This window comes from Hydrogenophaga luteola, assembly GCF_042648585.1.
GTDB classification, from domain to species: domain Bacteria; phylum Pseudomonadota; class Gammaproteobacteria; order Burkholderiales; family Burkholderiaceae_C; genus Hydrogenophaga; species Hydrogenophaga luteola.
In genome coordinates this window covers 682,042-703,923 of record NZ_JBHRXX010000002.1, presented here as the reverse complement: position 1 = coordinate 703,923, position 21,882 = coordinate 682,042, and the positions used below count along the sequence as shown (strand labels likewise).

Below are 21,882 nucleotides of genomic sequence, written 5' to 3'. Positions count from 1 at the left end.
GCACATCCCTCATGAAAATCACCCGCCTCACCACCTTCATCGTTCCGCCGCGCTGGTGCTTCCTCAAGATCGAGACCGACGAGGGCATCGTCGGCTGGGGCGAGCCGGTGCTCGAAGGCCGCGCCCACACCGTGGCCGCCATGGTCGACGAGCTGGCCGACTACCTGATTGGCAAGGACCCGCGCCAGATCGAAGACCACTGGACCGTGATGTACCGCGCCGGCTTCTACCGCGGCGGCGGTATCCACATGAGCGCACTGGCCGGTATCGACCAGGCGCTGTGGGACATCAAGGGCAAGGCGCTGGGCGTCAGCGTCTCGGACCTGCTCGGCGGCCAGGTGCGCGACCGCATCCGCGTCTACAGCTGGATCGGCGGCGACCGGCCCAGCGACACCGCCGCCGCGGCCCAGGCCGCCGTGGCGCGCGGCTTCACCGCCGTCAAGATGAACGGCACCGAGGAGCTGCAGTTCATCGACAGCCACGACAAGGTGGAGCGCTGCCTGGCCAACGTGGCCGCCGTGCGCGACGCCGTGGGGCCGAACGTGGGCATCGGCGTGGACTTCCACGGCCGGGTGCACAAGCCCATGGCCAAGGTGCTGCTGCGCGAGCTGGAACCGTACAAGCTGATGTTTGTCGAGGAACCGGTGCTCAGCGAACACCACGAGGCGCTCAAGGAGCTGGCCCACGCGGCCACCATGCCCATCGCTCTGGGCGAGCGGCTGTACTCGCGCTGGGACTTCAAGCGCATCCTGTCCGAGGGCTATGTGGACATCATCCAGCCCGATCCCTCGCACGCGGGCGGCATCACCGAAACGCGCAAGATCGCGGCCATGGCCGAGGCCTACGACGTGGCACTGGCGCTGCACTGCCCGCTGGGCCCCATCGCGCTGGCGGCCAACCTGCAGATCGACGCCGGCTGCTACAACGCCTTCATCCAGGAGCAAAGCCTGGGCATCCACTACAACGCGGCCAACGACCTGCTGGACTACGTGAGCAACCCGGAGGTGTTCGCCTACGAGGACGGCATGGTCACGATCCCCTCCGGCCCGGGACTGGGCATCGAGGTCAACGAGGCCTATGTGCGCGAACGCGCGGCCGAAGGCCACCGCTGGCGCAACCCGGTCTGGCGTCACAAGGACGGCAGCTTCGCTGAGTGGTGAGGGCCGCTGCGCGGGCCGGCGCTCAGGGCGCCAGCAGCTGGATGCGCCGCTGGATGCGCGCCGCCTCGTCCGCCGCGCCGGCGGCCTGGGCCTGCCGCTGCTGCACGCCCAGCCAGGCCAGCACCGGCCGGCGCCAGCCGCGCTGCGAGGCAGTCTCCACCGCCTCCGCCACCACCGTCGGCGTGGCCACGCCACGGCGCAGCAGCACCCCGGCCGCGATCAGTCGCGACAACGGGTCCTCAATGCCCCCCAGGCTGGCTGGCGCGGTGCCCACCAGAGCGCGGTGCGCGGGCGGCAGCAGCGCCGCATCGGCCGCCGTCGCCTGGCCAGCCAGGTAGCGCGCATAGGCCTGCTCGGCCGGCGCCGCGTCGGGTGCCAGCGCCTCGTAACCCGCGCAGGGCTCGAATATCAGCGCCGCCACGCGGGTGGCGCAGCGTGTGAGTTCCAGCCGCGCCAGCAGCGCCGGCTGCGCGGTGCGCGCCACCTCGCTGCGCGCGCGCAGGAACTCCACCTCTTCCACCTTGCTGTTGCCGCTGAGCCAGGCCTCGGCCGCGCGCTCGGCGCTGCTCTTGGCGTTCATCTGCCAGTCGGGCGGTGGCGGCGTGCTGCTGCAGGCAGACAACAGTGCGGCACAGCAGAGCCACAGGGCGCTTCGGGGTGTGATGTTCATTTGAGCTGGATCTCGGCGTCGCGCTTGAGCGGCCACAGGCGGTTGACCTCGTTGATCAGCGACTCCACCTTGCGCAGGCTGGCGTCGACCTCGGCGCGCAGCAGGTGCAGGTCGGTGGTGGCCTCGCGGGTGTTGGCCGTGATGGCCTGGGCGTCCACCAGCAGCTTGTCCACCTTCTGCAGGCTGGTGCGGGCGTCCGCCAGCAGACCGTCGAGCTGTTTCACCGTGCCGCGCGCGTCCTGCACCAGCCCGCCCTGCGCGGTGCCACCCGGCCCGGCGCCCTGGCCGAACACCTGGCGGTCGGCGTTGGCCACCAGGCTGTCCAGCCGGCCGGTGAGCTGGTCAACCCGGGCCAGCAGCTTGTTGGCACGGTCGATGGCTTCGACCACCTTCTTTGCATCGGCCTCATTGCCGAACAGCGCGCCCATCGCCCCCTGCGGTCCGTTGAGCTTCGCCGCCGTGCCCTGCAGGTGCACCAGGCTCTGCGGCAGCGGCGCGTCGGCGGCCGTCAGCGCGTTGAGGTTGCCGACCAGTTCCTTGACCGAGGCCACGATGCCCGGGATCTCGGCCGCCGCATCGCCGCTGAGCACCTGGCGCACCGCACCGTCTTCCAGCGGCGGATCGGTCAGCACGCCGCTGTAGGCCTTGATCTTGGTACCGCCCACCAGCGCCTTCTCCATGGTGAAGATGCTGGAGCTGCGCAGCCACTTCGCATCCTTCACCGGCACGTCCACCAGGATGTGCACATTGCCGTCCTCGGCCAGCTCGATGCGTCCGACGCGGCCGATGGCAAAGCCGGCGAAGGTGATGTTCATGCCCACCGACACCCCTTCCGAATCGGGCGCCACCAGCACCAGCCGCTGGGTGCGCTCGAAGGCGCCGCGCGCGTAGGCCACGTACAGCGCCGAGCCCACCACCAGCAGCAGCAGGAAGACCAGCAGCAGCGCCGCCTTGAGTTCCAGGTTCTTCACCGGCGGCGGCACGGGGTCCAGTGGGGGCGGGGCGTCGGCAGGGGTCATCGGTGAACGGTTCACGAATGGGTCCATGAATCAGTAGTAGTTGCCCAGCAGCGAGGTCACCTCGACCAGCAGCAGCACCGAGAGCAGGCGCGCGAACTCGGAGATGTCGCTCAGGCGGCCGAAGCCACCCGTCTCGTCGCGCCGCGCGCTGGCGGCCAGCGGCACGATGGCCACGGACAGGCTGAAGAACAGGGTCTTGAGGCTGAAGATGAGCACCACGGCCGGCGTGAACACCTGACCGACCGCGAGGGTGTAGGCCGGCAGCGCCCAGTGCGAGAAACCATAGACATTGAAATAGGTGAGCACCAGCGCGATCACGCTGCTCACCGCCGCCAAGAGCAGCACCGAAAAAATGCCCGCCAGCGCGCGCGGCAGCAGCTCGTTGCGCAGCAGGGTCTGCTGGTCGTGCGTCATGCCCTGGCGGTGCTGCTGCGACAGCAGCTTGCGGATGCGCTGGCCCTCGGGCATGGTGTGGCGCAGCGCCACGAACATCGCCGCGTACAGCGGAATGATCTCCAGCACCAGGGTGCGCACCAGCACCTCCAGCGCGTACTGCGACAGGCCATAGCTGTAGGCGGTGGCGACCACGATGCGGATCAGCACCAGGCTCAGCAGCGCCGACAGCGTGAGGAAGCCGGTCAGCAGCGGCGCCGAGGCGCGGTAGAGGTGGCGCAGCACCGCGCTGCGCTGCGCGCCCTGGGCGTAGCTCGACGGCGTCATGGCCAGCACCAGCACCTGCGCACCCAGCAGCAGCACGTGCCACCATGCCGCCCAAGAGGCCCGGATGCGCCGGCCCCAGGCGCCGAGCGAGCGGTCCAGGACGGGGGGAACGAGCGGTGAGCCGGACATGCGAAGGATGATAGCCCTCGACACCCAGGCGACAGCCCCGGCGCGCGGGTTGCAATCAGAAACAACTGTACGATCTCGCCCCAAGACAAACGCCCACAGGGAGGACACATGAAGGCTTTGAAGTCGTTCAGGCAATTTCTTTTGTTCGTAGGCATCTGCCTTGGCCATTGGCCTGTTTTTGCGGACGACCCCTATGTCTGTGAAACTGTCGGATGGCAAATGGGGCCGGCCAGCACCGGATACGTGAACTCGGTCGTAACGGGAGGCTCTCCAGGCAATCTCTGCGCGCAGGTAGCCAAAGAGCAGACGGTCCAGAACTGCCAGGCCAACGGCACATACACCAATGTCTATTGGGGCAAGCTTGTGCCGGTGAGCGGGACTGATTCCTTCATTTGCGAACAATGGGTACGCCGCCAGGAATGCCAGTCCGGAGGAACCCTGGAGCAAGTGACTGTCACATACGGGCTGAACCCCATCAAGAAGTGCGGATACGCGGTCATACCGCCAGACCCGCCTTGCGAAGACGGTGCCTGTCAGTGCAAGAAGCCCCCTCAAGACGGCTCCGGCATGGGCAATCCCATCATGCCCGCCACCGCAGAAAAGCTGCGGCAAGAGCAAGACATGGCGCTGCCGGAGCCGCACAGCATTCCGCTCGTTCGCACCTACCGCAGCAGCCGAGTCGGCGCCAGCACTGCCACCCTCAGGACTCTCGACAGCGGCACCACAGTCTCTATGGGCAGCGGCTCCAGCGGCGGCGGCTCATCAGGCATGTCCGCCTTCACTGCCTACACCGAACCCAGCCATTCCATCGTCGGCAAAGGCTGGTCCATCAACCTCGTGTCCCGTCTGCACTTCAACCAATCCGTTTACCAAGGCTATGCCCGACCCTACTGGCTGGGCTGGGCCAACGTCCGCTTGGGCGATGGAAAGTACCGTGTCTTTGCCCCCAGCAGCAGCAGCGCCGACGGCTGGATACCGATGGGCGGGCACAAGGACCGGCTATACCCCTTGACCCCGGGTCCCACCACCCAAACCAGCCTGTTCGTCTATCAACCGGCGGACTCGGACGACAAATATGTCTTTGCACTAGCACCGGCCGAAGAAATCAACCCTGGCCTGGGTTACACGGCCTACCTGCAGCAGATACAGCACCGCAACGGCTGGGCCACCCGCTTCGAGGTGGACCCCAACAGCCCTCCCAGAGAACCACGCCCCATCAAAGTGACGAACCACTTCGGGCATGCTTTCGGTTTCGCCTATTCCACGACCGGCGAACTGGTGTCGGTCACGCAGCTGTCCCCCACCGGTCAAGTGGTCGGTGTGACGACCTACCAGTACGAAACCGACAACCGCCTCGGCACCATCACCCTGCCAGATGGGGCGGTACAACGGCTTCACCACGAAGACAGCAACAACCCCCTGTGGCTCACGGGCTACAGCAAGAACGGCCAACGCATCGCAACCTACCGGTACGACGAACGGGGACGCGCGGTGGAAACCACCAGAGCCAACGGCGCCGACCGGTTCCTGATGGACTACAGCGCCAGCACGCTCACCGCGCAGACCGGTGCCTACAACTCGGTCAACGTGATCGACCCACTGGGCACCGTGCGCAACTACGGCTATCGGATCGCAGGAAAACAGTTGGTGGTCAGCGCTGCCAGCCACCCGCCCATGGACCCGGAAGCACATGCAGTGAAAAACCGGGGCACCAGCAGCGACGGGCTGATCACCAGCGAAACCACCTTCAGAAATTCGAGCACCTCGTGGGGCTACGACTACACCCGCCGGCTCCCGACCAGCATCTCTGAAGGCAGCCAGACCCGCACCCGAACCATCGCCTGGCACCCGACCTTCCGCCTGCCCACCCAGATCGACGAAACCGGGGGCAAGCGCACCACCTTCGCCTACGACGACAAGGGCAACCTGCTGCAGAAGACCGTCACCGCCACCACCGGCACGCCGGTCAATGAAGTCTGGACCTGGACCTACAACGCCCAGGGGTTGATGGCGACTGAGACCGACCCACGTGGCTCGGTCACCACCTTTGCCTACAACAGCCATGGGCAGCTGGTGCGCATGACCAATGCCCTGGGTCAGGTCACCACCTACGCCTACAGCCCGGCCGGGCTGGTGTCGCAGATCAACGAACCCGATGGCCTGGTCCGGCGCATGACCTACACACCGCGCGGCTGGCTGGCCACATCCACGCTCTCGGCCGGTGGTGTGCACCTGGCCACGGCCTACACCTACACGGTCGACGGCCAGATCAGGAGCGCGGCGCTGCCCAGCGGGCACACCATCACCTACCACTACGACGCCGCGCTGCGCAACACCGGCTGGAGCGACAACCGCGGTCAGAGCGCCACCTACACACTGGACCCCGCCGGCAACGCCACCGACGAACAGGTGCGCAACAGCGGCGGGGCGCTGGCCCTGCAGATCCGCCGCACCATCAGCGCGCTCAACCGTGTGCAGAGCGAGACCTGGGGTTCCGGCGTCACCGAGACCTACACCCAGGACGCCAATGGCCGACTGGCCTCGGTCACCGACGCGCTGAGCAAGACCACCACTTATGGCCGCGACGGTCTGGACCGCATCAACCGTGTCACCGACGCCACCAGCCGCGCCGCCACCATCACCTACAACGCGCAGGACGCGGTCACCCAGGTGGTGGACTTCAAATACATCATCACCAACTACACCCGGGATGTGCAGGGCAACGCTCGCACCGAAGCCACGGCCGACGCCGGCACCACCACGTCTACTTACGACGCCCTGGGCCTGCCCAGCCGCATCGTGGACGCCATGGGCCGCGCCAGCGCCATCACCCGCGACGCCCTGGGACGCCCCACGCTGATCACCCACACCGCCAGCGGCGGCAAGACCCTGACCACCACGCTGCGCTACGACCTCGCAGGCACCGCCTGCGACGCCCCGGGCCACCCCAGCGCCGCCATCGGCCGCCTGTGCGAGATGGTCGACCAGCAGGACGGCCCCAACGGCCTGTTCACCCTGGCCACCACCCAGTACCAGTGGGATTCCTTCGGTCGCCTGACGCGCCAGACGCAGACGCTCTCCAGCGCCATCGCCTACCTCACCACTGTCCAGACCACCGCCTTCTCTCACGTCGCCAGCGGCGCGGGCCAGGGTGAGCTGGCCTCCATCACCTACCCCAGCGGCTCCGTGCTCACGCACCAGTACAGCGCCAGCGGCCGCCTCTCGGGTCTGCTGTGGAACGGCCAGCCGCTGATCGAGAACCTGCAGTACAACGCCCTGGGCCAGCCCCTGTCCTGGTCCTGGGCCTTTGGCCAGTCCTCCGGGTTCAGGCTGCCGGCCTCGCGCCAGTACAACACCGCCGGGCAGCTGACCGCCACCGAGTTCGCCAGCTTCACCCCGGACGCCACCGGCCGCGTGACCGCGCTCACCCAGAAGCTGCTGCGCTCCAACGGCTCGGGCGGCTGGGTGGAAGAGTCCGTGCCTTTCACCGCCCTCTACAACGCCCTGGGCCAGCTCACCAGCTTCACCGCCACCGGCGCTTCGCCCGTCTTCCAGTGGGGCCACACCTACACCTACGACAACAACGCCAACCGCACCGGCGGCACCATCACCGCCAACGGCGCTTCCATGAGCTTCACCAACGGGGTGCAGAGCTACAGCAACCGCCAGACCGATGCCGCCGGCATCACCGTCACCTCCAATGCCGCCGGCGACATCACCAGTCTGCTGGGCAAGACGCTGGCCTACGACACGGCCGGGCGCCTGTCCCAAGCCACGGGCGTTCCGCCCTGCCCCGGCGGTGTGAACTGCTCGGGCCTGCAGACCACCACCAGCCGCTACAACGGCTGGGGCCAGCGCTTCCTGCGTGAGAACGATCTGGAGCAGAGCGTGTTTTCTTACGGGCTGGAGGGCTTCACGCTGCTGTCGCAGACCACGCGCCGCCTGGCCACCTCCCAGCAGTCCACCACCGAACACATCTGGCTGCCCACCGCCTCTGGGCCGTTGCCCATTGCGGCCGTCATCGACGGCGTGCACTACGCGGTGCATGCGGATCATCTGAACACGCCTCGGCGCCTGTCGGATGCCAGCGGCCAGACCCGCTGGCAGTGGCCCTACAGCGGCTTTGGCGAGATCGCCCCACAAGCGACACCCGCCGCCGGGCAAGCCCCGCTCAGCTTCGCCCTGCGCTACCCCGGCCAGATTGACGATGGCAACGAGCTGTTCTACAACTGGCACCGGTTCTACGAGCCTCGGGTGGGGCGGTATACGAAGGCTGATCCGATTGGGCTCGAAGGCGGGTGGAATCGGTTTGGGTATGTGGGGGGGGATCCGCTGGGGTTTGTGGATTCGAACGGGTTGCAACCAGTCATTCCGGTTCCTGTCCCTGCTCCTCCAGTAACTCCGCCTGGGAGTCCAAGCGAAAGTCCGGGTTACACGCCTGTGCCAGACTTGTTCAAACCAAGTCCGCTCTTACCGACATGGAATTGGGACGGGATAACTTGGCCTAATTGGATGCCTTCGTGGTCTCCAAAACCAGGACATAGCTGGCCCACATTCCCTCCAAGTCGACCAAATGGAACGCCTGATGCAGACAAAGAAAGCCGTGACAAATGCTATGCGGCATATATCGCACAAGTCGAGGTGTGCAAAATGACTAGCACCACACTAAAGGCTCGTGAAGCTTGCTACTCCCGAGCTGCAAATGTATACGCTGAATGCCTCAAGAAGGGATGCTAAGAATGAAGCATGAAAAATTTTCCAGCATAGTCGAAAGAGAATTACTTTTGCATGATGAAAATTCCGGCAAAAAAAGTCAATTAACAGTGGCAATTGGAACCCCTTATTGGACTGAAATAAATTTTGAGGCAGCCTGCCCAATAGCACTATACGGTTATCACGGCAGATTGGCCGACATTCGCGGAATCGACCCCCTCAGCGCGCTATCACTAGCAATTCAGTTCCAGGAATCCCTACTTCTTGGACTCCCAAAAAATCTGACGGTCCTTTGGCCGAATGGTGAAAGGTATTTTGAAGAGTAAGTGAAGGCGAAAGACTGAAAACTTGTGCAAAGAAGTTATGGCTGTTCCGGTGATGTCACACACAAATGGCAGCACAACGATTTCGCCAACTTCGCCCCCGAGACCACCGGCCGCATCGGCTCGGTCACGCAGACGCTGGTGAAGTCCGACGGCGCGGGCGGCTGGGTGGAGGAAGAGGTGCCCTTCAACGCCCTCTACAACGCCCTGGGCCAGCTCACCAGCTTCCAGGCCGTGGGCGCATCACCGGTGTTCCAGTGGGGCCACACCTACACCTACGACAACAACGCCAACCGCACCGGCGGCACCATCGCCGCCAACGGCGCTTCCATGAGTTTCACCAATGGTGTGCAGAGCTACAGCAACCGCCAGACCGATGCCGCCAGCATCACCGTGGTGAGCTCTACCTTCACTCCTTCGGCCCCATCCCAAACCGCAGCATCCGCGCCTGCAGCCAGGGCCGCACCACAAATGCCATGAACAGGCCGATGCACAGGCCCAGCGGCAGGGCGCGCACGTAGGCGTGGGCCCACTGGGTCAGGGCCTCCACACTCAGGCCCAGGTTGGCGCCGGTGGCCATGCCGGTGGCCAGCGCTTCCATCGACAGGCCCATGAGCAGCGCGAACACGATGCGCTGCCGCAGTTCGCTGTGGTGGCCCCACCAGCGGCTGACGATGCGCCCCACCTGCACCATGACCAGGCTGCCCATCGGCAGCATGACCACCACGGCCATGGCGGCGGCCTTGAGCCAGCGTTGCACGAAGTCGCCGCCGGTGCCGGTCTGCAGCCAGGTCACCAGACCGGTGATGCACAGGGCGATGGTGATGGAGATGAGGAAGACGGGGTACAAGGCCTGGAATCTGCGAAACGGAGTCATGGCTGTGGTTTCATGTTGATAGTGTCAACCATTTTGCCACAAGGTTGACTTCATCAACAAATATGGGGCTCAGCCCGCCGGCGCGTCCCGCCCAAGTGCCCAGACCACGGCTTCGCGGACCGTGGCGTCTGGATGGGACTGCCGGCCGGACAGGACTGCCCGCAGTGCAGGATCGTCGTTGCGGCCCAGCGCATTCCCCATCGCCACCGCGATGTTCCGCAGCCAGCGCGCATGCCCGATGCGCCGGATCGGGCTGCCCTCGGTACGGCGCAGGAACTCGTCTTCGCTCCAGCCGAACAGCTCGGTCAGCGTGGCGCCGGTCAACCCTTCGCGCGGGTCGAAGTCGGGCAGCGGGCTGCGCTGGGCGAACTTGTTCCAGGGGCAGACCAGCTGGCAGTCGTCGCAGCCGTAGATGCGGTTGCCGATCAGCGGGCGCAGGTCTTCCGGAATCGGCCCTTCGTGTTCGATGGTGAGGTAAGAGATGCAACGGCGTGCGTCGAGCCGGTAAGGGGCCACGATGGCCTGTGTGGGGCAGGCGGCCATGCAGGCGCTGCAGGAGCCGCAGTGCTCGCTGACCGCTTCGGTGGGCGGCAGGGCGAGGTCGATGTAGATCTCGCCCAGGAACGCCATCGAGCCGCCCTCGCGGCTGAGGATCAGCGTGTGTTTGCCGCGCCAGCCCTGGCCGCTGCGGCGGGCGAGTTCGGCTTCGAGCACGGGCGCGGAGTCGGTGAACACGCGGTGGCCCAGCGGGCCGACAGCGTGGCCGATGCGGTCGGCCAGCTGCTGCAGGCGGCTGCGCAGCACCTTGTGGTAATCCCGCCCCCGGGCGTAGACCGAGACGATGGCCTCGCCCGGGCGCTGCAGGCGGGCCAGTTCCTGTACCGTCCAGCCCTCGGGTGTGTTCCGTGGCAGGTAGTCCATGCGCGCGGTGATCACGCTCACGGTGCCCGGCACCAGCTCGGCGGGGCGTGCTCGCTTCATGCCGTGGCGTGCCATGTAGTCCATGTCGCCGTGAAATCCGGCCGCCAGCCAGGCCGAAAGGCCGGGTTCGGCGTCTGAAAGGTCAATGCCGGCCACCCCGATTTGGGAGAATCCCAGTTCCCGGCCCCAGGCCTGTACCTGAGTGAGCAGTTGAGCAGCATCGAATCCGGATCGCATCGTCCGCGCATTGTAGGAACGCCCTCCCCCGACGGCACGCGCTGGGAAGGCCGCTGGCCGGACGAAGCGGGCACCGCCCACTTCGCGCAGCGGCTGGCCGCGAGCCCGGCCATCACCAACGCCACCCTCACGCTGGCGGGCGACCTGGGCGCGGGCAAGACCACCTTCGTGCGCCACCTGCTGCGCGCGCTGGGCGTGCAGGGCCGCATCAAGAGCCCCACCTACGCGGTGGTCGAGCCGCACCGCGCCGAGGCCGGACCCCACGGAGCCCTGTCCGCCTGGCACTTCGACTTCTACCGCTTCGGCGACCCGCGCGAGTGGGAAGATGCGGGCTTTCGGGAACTGTTTGCGAGCCCTGGCCTCAAGCTGGTCGAATGGCCCGAGCGCGCCGCGGGCCTGATGGGAGCGGTCGACGCGGCCCTGACCATCGGTCCGGAAGACACACCCGGTGACGATACCGAGTTCACCGACGGCCCGCGCCAGGTGACGATGCAGGCCTTCACCGACACCGGCCGGCGCCTGCTGGCCGCCCTGAACAACGCATGACCCAGACGCATCCACACCAACCAGACCGCCGCCGCCTGCTGCAGGCCGGCGCGCTGGTGCTGCTGATCGGCGCGCCGCACCTGGCACACGCTGGCCGCGTGGTGGCGGTGCGCATCTGGCCGGCGCAGGACTACACCCGCGTGACCATCGAGTCCGACGGCGAACTCAAGGCACAGAAGACCACGGTCGACCAAGCGTCGCGCCTGGTGGTCGACATCGAGGGCATCGACCTCATCGAAGGGATGCGCGAGCTGGTCGGCAAGCTGCAGAGCGACGACCCGAACATCGCGGCGATCCGCGTGGCGCCGGTCAGCGCCAACGTCGCACGCCTGACGGTCGACCTGAAAAAACCAATCAAGCCCCAGGTGTTCAACCTCGAACCGGTCGCGGCCTACGGTCACCGGCTGGTGCTCGACCTCTACCCGGTGCAGACGGTCGACCCCTTCGAGGAACTGATCCGCCAGCACACGGCCTCGGTCGACGAATCGGCCCGGCGCGCCGCCGACCTGCTGGGTGCCGAGCTGCGGGACATGCCAGACACGCAGGCGGACGACCCGCTGGGCGACCTGATCGCCCGCCACGAGAAGCCGGCACCGCCCAAGACCCCCGGGGCCTCCACGGGCAAGCCCGCCCCAGCCGGTGACCCGAAGACCACCCCCGGCAAAAAGACCGAACGCCTGATCATCGTGGCGCTCGACCCGGGCCATGGTGGCGAAGATCCGGGCGCCATCGGTCCCGGTGGCACGCAGGAAAAGGACGTGGTGCTGCAGGTGGCCAAGAAGCTGCGCGAACGCATCAACGACACCACGGTCAACGGCAACCCGATGCGCGCCTACATGACGCGCGACGCCGACTTCTTCGTGCCCCTGGGCACACGGGTGAAAAAGGCGCAGCGGGTCCGCGCCGACCTGTTCATCAGCATCCACGCCGACGCCTTCATGTCGCCCCGGCCGCAGGGCGCGAGCATCTTTGCGCTCAGCACCAAGGGCGCCAGCAGCGCGGCCGCGCGCTGGATGGCCAACAAGGAAAACGCCGCCGACCTGGTGGGCGGCATCAACGTCAAATCCAAGGACGCGACCGTGGCCCGCACCCTGCTGGACATGAGCACCACGGCCCAGATCAAGGACAGCCTCAAGCTCGGCGGCGCGATGCTGGCCGAGGTGGGCCGGGTCGGCAAGCTGCACAAGCCGCGCGTCGAGCAGGCCGGCTTTGCGGTGCTCAAGGCGCCGGACATCCCCAGCGTGCTGGTGGAAACGGCTTTCATCAGCAACCCCGACGAAGAATCCCGGCTGCGCAGCGAGGCCTACCAGAACCAGCTGGCCGACGCCCTGCTCAAGGGCATCGTCAAGTACTTCGCGGCGAACCCGCCGCTGGCACGCAAGCAGCAGGCCTGATCAGGCCTGCCCCGCCGCGGCCCGGGCCTTCTCGGCCTTGGCCGCCCGCCAGCCGCCGAAGATGGCGATCAGGCCCGGCACGAAGATCAGCGCCCAGATGATCTTGGACAGGTTGGCCTGCACCCAGGGCAGGTTGCCGAAGAAATAGCCGGCCGCCGTCAGGCCGATCACCCAGATGACCGCGCCGATCACGTTGTAGGCGGTGAACTTGCTGCGCGTCATCTCTGCCACGCCCGCCACGAAGGGCGCGAAGGTGCGGATGAAGGGCATGAAGCGCGCAATGATGATGGTCACGCCGCCATAACGCTCGTAGAAGTTGTGCGCCTGGTTGAAAGCGTTCTTGTTGAAGAAACGCGAGTTCTCCCACTGGAACACCTTGGGGCCGAAGTAGCGCCCGATGCTGTAGTTGGTCTGGTCGCCCAGGATGGCGGCAGCCAGCATCAGCCCCGCCGCGATCGACCAGTCCATCAGCCCGGCGCCACACAGCGCACCGACGATGAACAGCAGCGAGTCGCCCGGCAGAAAGGGCATGACCACCAGGCCGGTCTCGACAAAGATGATGAGGAACAGCAGGGCGTAGACCCAGGCGCCGTAGGCTTGTACGAAGGCCTGCAGGTGTTTGTCCACGTGCAGGATGAAGTCGATCAGGTAGAGGGCGAAATCCATAGCCCGCGATTATCCCCGGGCGCTGCCCCCCGCCTAGAATGCCCTGGGTGAACGCAGCCCACCCCGCCCTCCGCCGCCCCATCTGTGAACTGCCCGACGAGCTGATCAGCCAGATCGCGGCTGGCGAGGTGGTCGAACGCCCCGCCTCGGTGGTGCGCGAACTGGTGGACAACGCGCTGGACGCCGGGGCCACCCAGATCACCGTGCGGCTGCAGGCCGGCGGCGTGCGCCTCATCAGCGTGGAGGACGACGGCATCGGCATCCTGCGCGAGGAACTGCCCACCGCTCTCAAGCGCCACGCCACCAGCAAGATCGCCAGCCTGAACGACCTGGAAGCCGTGGACACCATGGGTTTTCGCGGCGAGGCGCTGGCCGCCATCTGCTCCATCGCCGAGGTATCCGTGCTCACCCGCACCGACGAAGGCGCGTCGCATGGCTGGCTGCTCGACGGCCGCAGCGGCGAGCTGCAGCCCACCGCCCGCGCCCGCGGCACCACGGTGGAAGTGCGCGAGCTGTTTTTCGCCACGCCGGCGCGGCGCAAGTTCCTCAAGTCCGAAAGCACCGAGCTGGCCCACTGCTTCGAAGCCGTGCGCCGCCACGCGCTGGCCCGGCCGGAGGTGGGCTTCGCCATCTGGCACGACGGCAAACTGGTGGCCCAGTGGCGCGCGGTGGCGCCCGACCTGGCCGGTGGCGAGCACCTGCTGGACGCGCTGCGCCGCCGCCTGGCCGACGTGCTGGGCGAGGAGTTCATCGAACAGGCAGTGGCGGTGAACTGGCCGGTCGACGACGTGCCCGGCGAAGCCGCCACCGCCGGCGGCCAGCAGCGCCTGCGGGTCTGGGGCTTTGCCGGCGTGCCCGACGCGGCCCGCTCGCGCGCCGACTGGCAGTTCGCCTACGTCAACGGCCGCTTCGTGCGCGACAAGGTCATCACCCACGCTGCGCGCAGTGCCTATGAAGACGTGCTGCACGGCCACCGCCAGCCGGTCTACGCGCTGTACGTGAGCATCGACCCGACCCGGGTGGACGTGAACGTGCACCCGACCAAGATCGAGGTGCGCTTTCGCGACAGCCGCGAGGTGCACCAGGCCGTGCGCCACGCCGTGGAAGGTGCGCTGGCCGCGCCGCGGTCGGCGCAGACGCTGCCCGTCACTGCCACGCCACTGTCAGCGCCCCCGACCGAAGCGCCAGCCTCAGCCTTCCTCAGCCCGGTGCCGCGCCAGCAACCCCTGCCCTGGCGACCCGACACGCCACAGGTCGGCCAGCGCGTGAGCGACCTGGAGGCGCTCTGGCGCCCGTCGGAGCGGATCGCGGCGCCGCTGGACGCGCCGGACATCCGCCGCGCGGAACCTGTGTTCACACCTGCCCAGCCCGCGCTGGAAGCGTCGGCCCCGCTGCCCGACGGCGAATGGCCGCTCGGCCGCGCCGTCGCCCAGCTGCACGGCGTCTACATCCTGGCCGAAAACGCACAAGGCCTGGTGGTGGTGGACATGCACGCTGCGCACGAGCGCATCGTCTACGAGCGCCTCAAACAGCAGCTGGACGCGCACCAGATCAGCAGCCAGCCGCTGCTGATCCCGGCCACCTTCGCTGCCACGCCCGACGAGGTCGCCACCGCCGAGACCGCGGCCGAGGTGCTGGCCCAGTTGGGCCTGGAGATCGTGCCCTTCTCGCCCAAGACCCTGGCGGTGCGCGCCGTGCCCACCACCCTGGCGGCCGGCGACCCGGTGGAACTGGCCCGCAGCGTGCTGGCCGAACTGAGCCAGCACGACGCCAGCACCGTGGTGCAGCGCGCCCGCAACGAGCTGCTGGCCACCATGGCCTGCCACGGCGCGGTGCGCGCCAACCGCCGCCTGACGCTGGACGAGATGAACGCCCTGCTGCGCCAGATGGAAGTGACCGAACGCAGCGACCAGTGCAACCACGGCCGGCCCACCTGGCGCCAGCTGGGCATGAAGGACCTGGACGCGCTGTTCCTGCGCGGGCGCTGACCTCGCACGAGGAGTTTGGGCTCAGGTCGTGTAGTCCCCGCTGGCCTCGGGCTGAAACAGGATCGACTGGATCTTTGCTGAACGCGCCTCGCCCTGGGGCGTGGTCCAGCGGGCGCGCGCGCCGACCCGCAGCCCCAGCAGGCTCGCGCCCACCGGCGAGAGCACCGAGACGAAACCCTGGGCCGGTTCGGCATCGTGGGGGTAACAGACCGTGAGCGTTTTGGGCTCCCGCGCACCATCCTCCAGGATGCGAACCTGCGAATACATGGTGACGACGTTGGCTGGCACCGCCGGGGAAGGCACCTGTTCGGCCAGCTCCAGCGCGTCGGACAGGCCGTCGGGCCAGCGGGCCGCCCCCAGTTTGGTCAGACGGACGAAATCGAGTTCGGTGACGACGCGGTCACCGCGGGAAAACAAGGACATGAGAACTCCGGAACGGCAATGCCCCCGACCGGACGGCCGAAGGGCGGTGTTGCGCTGGTGGAGGGCCCGGCGACCGGTGGTCGCGCTGACGAGGTGAAGGGTGGTCGCCGGGCTCAGGAATCTGCGGCCGTGTGGCGGACTCCGGTCGGCTGCCTGACGACGCGCACCGACCCGCCACGCAGCGCCAGCGGCGCGCACGAGGGACAGGGTGGGTGGGGGAGGCGGCGGATCACGGCAGGGACTGTAGGAGATGCCCCGTGCACTGTCAAACAGGCTGAGCCGTACATTGGGTGAACTTTTCCCGCCGGGAGGCATCCTTTTCCGGGATGAAACGCCTGATCGCCCTCGTCCTTCTGGCCGCCGCCGTGCTGGCCGGCTGCGCCAGCCTCGACGAACGCCAGCGCGGCTGGATCTTCCAGCCCTCGGACCGCAGCTGGTGGCGCGGCGAAGAAGCTGCCCAAGGCATGCAGGACGTGTGGATCGAATTCCAGTCGCAGGAAACCGGCCAGCCGGTGAAACTGCACGGCCTGTGGAGCGCCCACGAACGTTTTGCGAACGACCCCAAGGCCCCCGTGCTGCTCTACCTGCACGGCGCCCGCTTCAACGTGGTCGGCTCGGCCTTCCGCGCGCGGCGCATGCAGGAACTGGGTTTTTCGGTGCTGGCGGTGGACTACCGCGGTTTTGGCAAGAGCACCAACACCCTGCCCTCCGAAACCATGGCCTACGAGGACGCGCGTGCTGCCTGGGACTGGCTCGCCCGGCAATACCCCGACCGGCCGCGCTACATCTTCGGCCACTCGCTGGGCGGCGCCATCGCCATCGACCTGGCGGCCCAGGTGTCCGACGAGTCCGGCACCCTGGTCGAAGGCACCTTCACCTCGATTCCCGACGTGGTCGCTTCCTACAAGTGGGGCTGGCTGCCGGTCGGCCCGCTGATCACCCAGCGCTTCGAGACCGTGGAGCGGGTCAAGAAGATCGGCTCGCCGCTGCTGGTGGTGCACGGCAGCGAGGACCGCACCATCGCACCGGAACTGGGCCGCAAGCTGTTCGAAGCCGCCACCGGCCCCAAGCGCTTCGAGCTGGTCGAAGGCGGCTCGCACCACAACACCAACGCGGTGGGACAGCCGCAGTACCGCATGGCCCTGGCAGAGCTGTTCGGGATGCGTTGACCCCCCCGCGCCGCCTTCGGCGTCACCCCCCAGGTGGCGATGCGAGTGGCCCGGCAAAGCCGGTTCCACCGCATCCTGGCCGAAGGCACGTCGCTCCGGTTAAACATGAGGGCATCTGCTACCCTCAGTCGGATGTCCGCTTCCCGTTCCGCCATGTCGCCCAGCCTGATCGTGCTGGTGCTGTCCCTGCTGCTGGGTCTGCAGCCGGTCACCACCGACCTCTACCTGCCCGCCCTGCCCTCGATCACCCAGGGCTTCGGCGCCAGCATGCCGCAGGCGCAGCTCACGCTCACCGCCCTGCTGCTGGCCTTCGGCCTCTCCCAGTTGGTCTGGGGACCTCTGTCCGACCGCTTCGGCCGCCGCCCGGTCCTGCTGGTAGGCACCGCCCTGTATGTGCTGGCCGCGGTGGGCAGCACGTTTTCGGCGTCGATGGAGCAGCTCATCGTCTGGCGCATCCTGCAGGGCATCGCCATGGGCGCGGGCGTGATGTGCGCGCGCGCCGTGGTGCGCGACCTGTACGCGCCAGTCGATGGCGCGCGGGTGATGTCCAAGGGTCTCACCGGCCTGGGCGTGATCGCCTGCGCAAGCGCGCCGATCGGCGGTCTGCTGGCCGATCTCGCCGGCTGGCGCGTGGCCCTGTTGGCGCTGGCGGTGTTCGGTGCCGGCACGCTGGCGCTGCTGATCTGGCGCTTCGATGAAACCCTGCCCCAGAAGAACCCGCGCGCGCTGGAACCGCTGACCCTGCTGCGCACCTGGGGCACCATCCTGCGCCACCCGACCTTCTGGGCCTTCACCCTGCTCTCGGCCACCTCCTACGGTGGTCTGTTCACCTTCCTGGCCGCCTCTTCGTTTGTGTTCATCGGCGTGCTGGGCCTGAGCAAGACCGCCTACGGTCTGCTGATGCTGGTGATGTCGCTGTCCTACATCGTGGGTACCTTCATCTGCCGCCGCCTGCTGCAGAGCCTGGGCGTGCGGATCACGGTCGCCATCGCGGGCGGCTGCACCCTGCTGGCCGGCAGCACCATGGGGCTGCTGGCGCTGGCGGGCATCCAGCACCCGGCGGCCATCCTCGGGCCCTTCATCCTGTTCATGCTCGGCCATGGTGTGCACCAGCCCTGCGGCCAGAGCGGCGCCGTCGGCCCGTTTCCGCAAGCGGCCGGCGCGGCCTCGGCCATGAGCGGCTGCCTGATGATGCTGACCGCCTTCTTCATGGGCGGCTGGCTCGGCAAAAGCCTGGCCGAGAACCCCGGCAGCGTGCGGCCGCTGACCAATGGCCTCTGGTTCTGGAGCGTGCTGATCGCGCTGACCGCCTGGACCCTGGTGCAGCGCCATGGCGAGGTGAAGACGCCACCAGTGCGCGTCACCAGCGGAGCGAGCGATGCCCGCTGAGCCCATGCGCTGCATCGCGCTCGCCGGCCCCACCGCCAGCGGAAAAAGTGCCGCCGCGCTTGCCATCGCCCAGCGCTGGCCGGTCGAGATCATCAGCGTCGACTCGGCCCTGGTCTACCGGGGCATGGACATCGGCACCGCCAAACCTTCGCGTGAGGAACAGGCGCAGGTGCCGCACCACCTGATCGACATCACCGATCCGCTGCGCGCCTACAGTGCAGCCGAGTTTGTTCGCGACGCGCAGCGACTGATCGAAGAGATCCGGTCCCGCGGTCGCACGCCGCTGCTGGTGGGCGGCACCATGCTGTATTTCAAGGCGCTGATGCAGGGCCTGGACGACATGCCGCGCGCCGATGCCGATGTCCGGGCGCGCATCGAGGCCGCCGCCGCGGCCCACGGCTGGCCCGCGATGCACACCGAGCTCGCGAAAGTCGACCCGACCACCGCGGCGCGGCTGGCGCCCAACGACGCCCAGCGCATCCAGCGCGCACTCGAAGTCTTCGAGGTCTCGGGCCGGCCGATCTCGGCCTTCCAGACCGGCGACCGCCGGACGGCGAACAACCCGGTTCCGGAAGGTGCCTTCCTCAGCCTGGAACCCGCCGACCGCGGGTGGCTGCACGAACGCATCGCCCAACGCTTCGACGCCATGCTCGCCGCCGGCTTCGTCGACGAGGTGCGGCGACTGCGCGCGCGGGGCGACCTGCACCCGGACCTGCCTTCGATGCGCTGCGTCGGCTACCGCCAGACCTGGGAGGCCTTGGATGCGGCCGGCGATGCGCCGCTGAATGCCGCCCAGCGGGCCGAACTGCGGGATCGCGGCATCTTCGCCACCCGCCAGCTCGCCAAACGCCAGATCACCTGGCTGCGCTCGATGCCGCAGCGGCGAGTGGTGGCCTGCGATGCGCCGGATGCGCTGGCGCAGGTGATGGTGGCGGTGGCGACGCTGCTGGAAGGTCGGCCATGAGTCTGGTAATCCAGGGCCTGGGCAAGCGCTACGGCGACACACCCGTGTTCTCCAGTGTCTCGCTCACCCTCGCCCCAGGCGAGTTCGTCGCCATCGTCGGCGAGTCCGGCGTGGGCAAGTCCAGCCTGCTCAACTGCATGGCGGCGCTGGACGACTGGCAGGAGGGGTCGATCACCCTCGACGGCACCGACCTTGGCCGGCTCGATGAGACCCAGCGGGCGCACTGGCGGCGCCAGGCGCTGGGCTTCGTTTTCCAGGCCTTCCACGTCCTGCCGCACCTGGACGTGGCGCAGAACGTCGGCCTGCCGCTGCTGCTGCTCCAGCGCCCGGACCCGACGCGGGTCGCACAGATGCTTGATGCGGTCGGTCTGTCCAGGCTCGGTGAGCGACTGCCGGCGCAACTCTCGGGCGGCCAGCTGCAGCGCGTGGCCATCGCCCGCGCGCTGGTGCACAAGCCCCGCCTGATCCTGGCCGACGAGCCCACCGGCAACCTCGATCCGTCCACCGCGGCGCAGGTGATGGACCTGCTGCAGGCGCAGACGCGGGAGAACGGCGCCTCGCTGATCCTGGTCACGCACTCGGAACACGCCGCAGCGCGGGCGGACCGGGTGTTGCACCTGAGGGCTGAGGGATTGGTGGCAGAAGTTCCGGATTGACCGAACATCGACGCCATCACGTCCGACGTCCACTACCCTGCGGGTGTTGGCGAAGACGAGGGCGAACGGCTCGTGGCTGAAAACGACCATCAGTGCTCGGTGGTGCCCGAGTGCTTGGCATTGCCTTTCGGCAGTACGTGCCGCACCAGTGAGAACCCGAGCAGCCCCTTCTGGATGGTGACCTCCACTTGCTGGCCAAGGGTGAATGACTGACCTTCTTCGGGTCGATAACTCAAGGTCCCAGATTCATTGCCAAGCTGCAGATACCCAATAAAACGATAGCGGGTCCAGAACCGGTCAAGGCTCTTCACTTCGTATGACTCGACCCGCCGAACCCCGGTGTCGGGCACGTTGTTCAAAAGGGAAACCCCGAGCACGCCGAACAAAATACTGAAAAAGAAAGTCTGCAGATGGTCAGGTGGCCGCTGATGCCAAGCCTGCTTGGGAGGGTAGTGCAGCACGTTCGAGGATCGCTGCGACAGCCATCCTCGAAAAACAAGGTACAGGACGCCCACCGCCAGGCCCGACAACACGCCGATCAACGTGAGGTAATGACCATGGATGACCTCGACGTTCATCAGCAGTCCCAGCTGGAAAATGGACGCGGCAAGTATGAAAAGTACCACCGCAGGCAGGAGCTTCTTCATATATGCAACCAGGCCGTCCGGCTCAAGTTTTGAGGAACAGATCCCGATCCGGCGCGAAGCTCGCGTGCAACGGCAGCAGTGCACCACCCAGCGCGCGTGCATCGGACCCGATGCTGCCGGCGCGCAGCGGCGGCGGGGTCTGCAGGCCTTCCCAGTTGTAGGCACTCAGCGCCTGCTGGGTGTGTTCGATCAGTTCGGCCAGCAGGTCCGGGGTGACCACGCCGTCGATGACCACCGCTTCCAGGTCCAGGAATGCGGTGCCCGAGACGACGCAGTGCGCCAGCGCGAGGGCGGCGCGTTCGATCCACTCGCGGGTGTGGGGCAGCCAGGGCGCCTGCAGGGCGCGCACGTCGTAGGCGGCCATGGGGTCCAGGCCGTGTTCGCGCAGGCGCTGCTCCAGGTCCCAGAGCGAAGCCTGGCTGATGAGCTGGGGCGGCACCTCCTTGAGGTCGGCCGTGGCCCTGCCAGCAACACCCAAGGGCAGCGAGGCCACCGCACCGGCGTTGCCGTGTTCGCCACGGTGCAGGTGCGAATGCAGCACCAGGCCGCCGCCGACAAAGGTATCGAGGAAGAGGTAGAGGAAGCTGTGGATCTCGCGGCCCTTGCCCTGCAGCAGCTCGGCCACACAGGCGGCGGCCGTGTCCTTGGCAAAGCTGACCGGCAGGTGGGTCATGCGCTGCACCTCGGCCGCCAGATCGAGGTGGTTCCATGCGTCGGACTGGGCTTCGGTCAGGCCCAGCATGCGGTGCCAGCCCCCCAGTTGGAACGGTGCGGCGACACCGACGCCGACCACACGCGGCGCCAGCGGACCCAGGCGCGCCAGCAGTTCATTCAGGTTGCGCTGGATCAGCGGCAGCAGGGTGATGGCGTCGGGGAAGTCGTAGGCGACGCTGATGCGTTCGCGCACCGCGCCGGTGAAATCGACCAGCAGCCAGTCGGCGCTGCGGCGCGCGATCTTGATGCCGATGGCGAAGGCGCCGTCCGGGTTGAGGCCGATGGGCACCGAGGGTTGGCCCACCTTGCCGCGCACCGGCTCTCCTTTGGTGAGCAGCCGGTCTTCGTCGAGTCGGGCGGTGATCAGGCCGATGGTCTGCGCGGTCAGGCCCGTCAGTCGGGCCAGATCCGCCTTGGCCAAGGCGCCGTGCGCGCGCAGGGCCTGGAGCACCACGCGTTCGTTGAACTGGCGCACGCCCTCCTGGTTGGAGCCGCGCTGGCGCAGGGGTTGCGCTTCGGCGGATCGGGTCGGGAGGTCGGTGGCGGCGTCGTTCACG

At 67.5% G+C, this 21,882-nt stretch carries 20 protein-coding genes; 11 read left to right on the top strand and 9 right to left on the bottom strand.

What is annotated here, in order from left to right:
* Window positions 1-11 precede the first annotated feature (11 nt).
* A complete protein-coding gene (gene dgoD, locus ACFOPI_RS07155) occupies window positions 12-1,160 on the top strand; it encodes a galactonate dehydratase (protein ID WP_382172457.1) in 1,149 nt (382 codons plus the stop codon).
* Between the two features lie 22 nt (window positions 1,161-1,182).
* Here the strand turns inward: dgoD and ACFOPI_RS07150 are convergent, their stop codons facing one another.
* Genes ACFOPI_RS07150 through ACFOPI_RS07140 form a run of 3 tightly spaced genes read right to left on the bottom strand, consistent with a single transcriptional unit; the run spans window position 1,183 to window position 3,698 of the window.
* Window positions 1,183-1,830 (bottom strand): hypothetical protein, encoded by a 648-nt coding sequence (locus tag ACFOPI_RS07150; protein ID WP_382172455.1) that lies wholly within the window; start codon window positions 1,828-1,830, stop codon window positions 1,183-1,185.
* Window positions 1,827-2,849 (bottom strand): MlaD family protein, encoded by a 1,023-nt coding sequence (locus tag ACFOPI_RS07145; RefSeq protein ID WP_382173081.1) that lies wholly within the window; start codon window positions 2,847-2,849, stop codon window positions 1,827-1,829. The genes ACFOPI_RS07150 and ACFOPI_RS07145 overlap by 4 nt, the downstream gene beginning before the upstream one ends.
* A 30-nt stretch (window positions 2,850-2,879) precedes the next feature.
* A complete protein-coding gene (locus ACFOPI_RS07140; RefSeq protein ID WP_382172453.1) occupies window positions 2,880-3,698 on the bottom strand; it encodes an MlaE family ABC transporter permease in 819 nt (272 codons plus the stop codon).
* A gap of 582 nt (window positions 3,699-4,280) precedes the next feature.
* On the opposite strand from ACFOPI_RS07140, the gene ACFOPI_RS07135 reads away from it, so the two are divergent.
* From ACFOPI_RS07135 to ACFOPI_RS07125, 3 genes are read left to right on the top strand one after another with little or no spacing between them, the layout of a single operon-like run.
* Window positions 4,281-8,435 (top strand): RHS repeat-associated core domain-containing protein, encoded by a 4,155-nt coding sequence (locus ACFOPI_RS07135; RefSeq protein ID WP_382172451.1) that lies wholly within the window; start codon window positions 4,281-4,283, stop codon window positions 8,433-8,435.
* 2 nt (window positions 8,436-8,437) lie between these two features.
* Window positions 8,438-8,737, top strand: coding sequence for a hypothetical protein (locus tag ACFOPI_RS07130; RefSeq protein WP_382172449.1), 300 nt, complete (start codon window positions 8,438-8,440; stop codon window positions 8,735-8,737).
* Between the two features lie 24 nt (window positions 8,738-8,761).
* A complete protein-coding gene (locus ACFOPI_RS07125) occupies window positions 8,762-9,214 on the top strand; it encodes a hypothetical protein (RefSeq protein WP_382172448.1) in 453 nt (150 codons plus the stop codon).
* Here the strand turns inward: ACFOPI_RS07125 and ACFOPI_RS07120 are convergent.
* Together ACFOPI_RS07120 and queG are read right to left on the bottom strand one after the other, a co-directional pair.
* Window positions 9,144-9,611, bottom strand: a complete 468-nt coding sequence (locus ACFOPI_RS07120) for a DUF2798 domain-containing protein (RefSeq protein ID WP_382172447.1) — start codon at window positions 9,609-9,611, stop codon at window positions 9,144-9,146. The two genes, ACFOPI_RS07125 and ACFOPI_RS07120, sit on opposite strands and share 71 nt — an antisense overlap.
* A gap of 69 nt (window positions 9,612-9,680) precedes the next feature.
* Complete coding sequence (gene queG, locus ACFOPI_RS07115) at window positions 9,681-10,769, bottom strand: tRNA epoxyqueuosine(34) reductase QueG (RefSeq protein WP_382172446.1); 1,089 nt, start codon at window positions 10,767-10,769, stop codon at window positions 9,681-9,683.
* Between queG and tsaE the strand changes: the two genes are divergently transcribed.
* Together tsaE and ACFOPI_RS07105 are read left to right on the top strand one after the other, a co-directional pair.
* The gene (tsaE, locus tag ACFOPI_RS07110) at window positions 10,752-11,315 is read left to right on the top strand and encodes a tRNA (adenosine(37)-N6)-threonylcarbamoyltransferase complex ATPase subunit type 1 TsaE (protein ID WP_382173079.1); all 564 of its coding nucleotides are present in this window, start codon (window positions 10,752-10,754) and stop codon (window positions 11,313-11,315) included. The two genes, queG and tsaE, sit on opposite strands and share 18 nt — an antisense overlap.
* Entirely contained in the window at window positions 11,312-12,709 is a 1,398-nt protein-coding gene (locus ACFOPI_RS07105; protein WP_382172445.1) for an N-acetylmuramoyl-L-alanine amidase, read from the top strand. Before tsaE ends, ACFOPI_RS07105 begins: the two co-directional genes overlap by 4 nt.
* On the opposite strand, the gene ACFOPI_RS07100 is transcribed toward ACFOPI_RS07105, so the two are convergent.
* Window positions 12,710-13,375, bottom strand: a complete 666-nt coding sequence (locus tag ACFOPI_RS07100) for a DedA family protein (RefSeq protein WP_382172443.1) — start codon at window positions 13,373-13,375, stop codon at window positions 12,710-12,712. It abuts the gene before it with no gap.
* A 38-nt stretch (window positions 13,376-13,413) separates the two neighbouring features.
* On the opposite strand from ACFOPI_RS07100, the gene mutL reads away from it, so the two are divergent.
* A complete protein-coding gene (gene mutL, locus ACFOPI_RS07095) occupies window positions 13,414-15,363 on the top strand; it encodes a DNA mismatch repair endonuclease MutL (protein ID WP_382172441.1) in 1,950 nt (649 codons plus the stop codon).
* 21 nt (window positions 15,364-15,384) lie between these two features.
* Here the strand turns inward: mutL and ACFOPI_RS07090 are convergent, their stop codons facing one another.
* Window positions 15,385-15,786 (bottom strand): GreA/GreB family elongation factor, encoded by a 402-nt coding sequence (locus ACFOPI_RS07090; protein WP_382172439.1) that lies wholly within the window; start codon window positions 15,784-15,786, stop codon window positions 15,385-15,387.
* 326 nt (window positions 15,787-16,112) lie between these two features.
* Here ACFOPI_RS07090 and ACFOPI_RS07085 point away from each other — a divergent pair, with 326 nt between their 5' ends.
* The 4 genes from ACFOPI_RS07085 to ACFOPI_RS07070 all read left to right on the top strand — a co-directional run bounded on the left by ACFOPI_RS07085 (window position 16,113) and on the right by ACFOPI_RS07070 (window position 19,964).
* Window positions 16,113-16,955 (top strand): alpha/beta hydrolase, encoded by an 843-nt coding sequence (locus ACFOPI_RS07085; RefSeq protein ID WP_382172438.1) that lies wholly within the window; start codon window positions 16,113-16,115, stop codon window positions 16,953-16,955.
* 132 nt (window positions 16,956-17,087) lie between these two features.
* Window positions 17,088-18,344, top strand: coding sequence for a Bcr/CflA family efflux MFS transporter (locus ACFOPI_RS07080; RefSeq protein ID WP_382172437.1), 1,257 nt, complete (start codon window positions 17,088-17,090; stop codon window positions 18,342-18,344).
* Window positions 18,334-19,308 carry a tRNA (adenosine(37)-N6)-dimethylallyltransferase MiaA gene (miaA, locus tag ACFOPI_RS07075; protein ID WP_382172435.1) on the top strand — a complete coding sequence of 325 codons (975 nt, stop codon included), beginning with the start codon at window positions 18,334-18,336 and terminating at the stop codon, window positions 19,306-19,308. The genes ACFOPI_RS07080 and miaA overlap by 11 nt, the downstream gene beginning before the upstream one ends.
* Window positions 19,305-19,964, top strand: a complete 660-nt coding sequence (locus tag ACFOPI_RS07070) for an ABC transporter ATP-binding protein (RefSeq protein WP_382172433.1) — start codon at window positions 19,305-19,307, stop codon at window positions 19,962-19,964. Before miaA ends, ACFOPI_RS07070 begins: the two co-directional genes overlap by 4 nt.
* Before the next feature lie 89 nt (window positions 19,965-20,053).
* Here the strand turns inward: ACFOPI_RS07070 and ACFOPI_RS07065 are convergent, their stop codons facing one another.
* Window positions 20,054-20,611 carry a hypothetical protein gene (locus tag ACFOPI_RS07065; RefSeq protein ID WP_382172431.1) on the bottom strand — a complete coding sequence of 186 codons (558 nt, stop codon included), beginning with the start codon at window positions 20,609-20,611 and terminating at the stop codon, window positions 20,054-20,056.
* 22 nt (window positions 20,612-20,633) lie between these two features.
* Window positions 20,634-21,881 (bottom strand): ROK family protein, encoded by a 1,248-nt coding sequence (locus ACFOPI_RS07060; protein ID WP_382172430.1) that lies wholly within the window; start codon window positions 21,879-21,881, stop codon window positions 20,634-20,636.
* Between the last annotated feature and the right edge of the window lies 1 nt (window position 21,882).

Excerpts from the sequence above, each read along its gene's own strand:
- dgoD (WP_382172457.1), top strand. The coding sequence starts at position 12 with ATGAAAATCACCCGCCTCACCACCTTCATCGTTCCGCCGCGCTGGTGC.
- ACFOPI_RS07150 (WP_382172455.1), bottom strand. The coding sequence starts at position 1,830 with ATGAACATCACACCCCGAAGCGCCCTGTGGCTCTGCTGTGCCGCACTG.
- ACFOPI_RS07145 (WP_382173081.1), bottom strand. The coding sequence starts at position 2,849 with ATGACCCCTGCCGACGCCCCGCCCCCACTGGACCCCGTGCCGCCGCCG.
- ACFOPI_RS07140 (WP_382172453.1), bottom strand. The coding sequence starts at position 3,698 with ATGTCCGGCTCACCGCTCGTTCCCCCCGTCCTGGACCGCTCGCTCGGC.
- ACFOPI_RS07135 (WP_382172451.1), top strand. The coding sequence starts at position 4,281 with ATGCCCGCCACCGCAGAAAAGCTGCGGCAAGAGCAAGACATGGCGCTG.
- ACFOPI_RS07130 (WP_382172449.1), top strand. The coding sequence starts at position 8,438 with ATGAAGCATGAAAAATTTTCCAGCATAGTCGAAAGAGAATTACTTTTG.
- ACFOPI_RS07120 (WP_382172447.1), bottom strand. The coding sequence starts at position 9,611 with ATGACTCCGTTTCGCAGATTCCAGGCCTTGTACCCCGTCTTCCTCATC.
- queG (WP_382172446.1), bottom strand. The coding sequence starts at position 10,769 with ATGCGATCCGGATTCGATGCTGCTCAACTGCTCACTCAGGTACAGGCC.
- ACFOPI_RS07105 (WP_382172445.1), top strand. The coding sequence starts at position 11,312 with ATGACCCAGACGCATCCACACCAACCAGACCGCCGCCGCCTGCTGCAG.
- ACFOPI_RS07100 (WP_382172443.1), bottom strand. The coding sequence starts at position 13,375 with ATGGATTTCGCCCTCTACCTGATCGACTTCATCCTGCACGTGGACAAA.
- mutL (WP_382172441.1), top strand. The coding sequence starts at position 13,414 with ATGCCCTGGGTGAACGCAGCCCACCCCGCCCTCCGCCGCCCCATCTGT.
- ACFOPI_RS07090 (WP_382172439.1), bottom strand. The coding sequence starts at position 15,786 with ATGTCCTTGTTTTCCCGCGGTGACCGCGTCGTCACCGAACTCGATTTC.
- ACFOPI_RS07085 (WP_382172438.1), top strand. The coding sequence starts at position 16,113 with ATGAAACGCCTGATCGCCCTCGTCCTTCTGGCCGCCGCCGTGCTGGCC.
- ACFOPI_RS07080 (WP_382172437.1), top strand. The coding sequence starts at position 17,088 with ATGTCCGCTTCCCGTTCCGCCATGTCGCCCAGCCTGATCGTGCTGGTG.
- miaA (WP_382172435.1), top strand. The coding sequence starts at position 18,334 with ATGCCCGCTGAGCCCATGCGCTGCATCGCGCTCGCCGGCCCCACCGCC.
- ACFOPI_RS07070 (WP_382172433.1), top strand. The coding sequence starts at position 19,305 with ATGAGTCTGGTAATCCAGGGCCTGGGCAAGCGCTACGGCGACACACCC.
- ACFOPI_RS07065 (WP_382172431.1), bottom strand. The coding sequence starts at position 20,611 with ATGAAGAAGCTCCTGCCTGCGGTGGTACTTTTCATACTTGCCGCGTCC.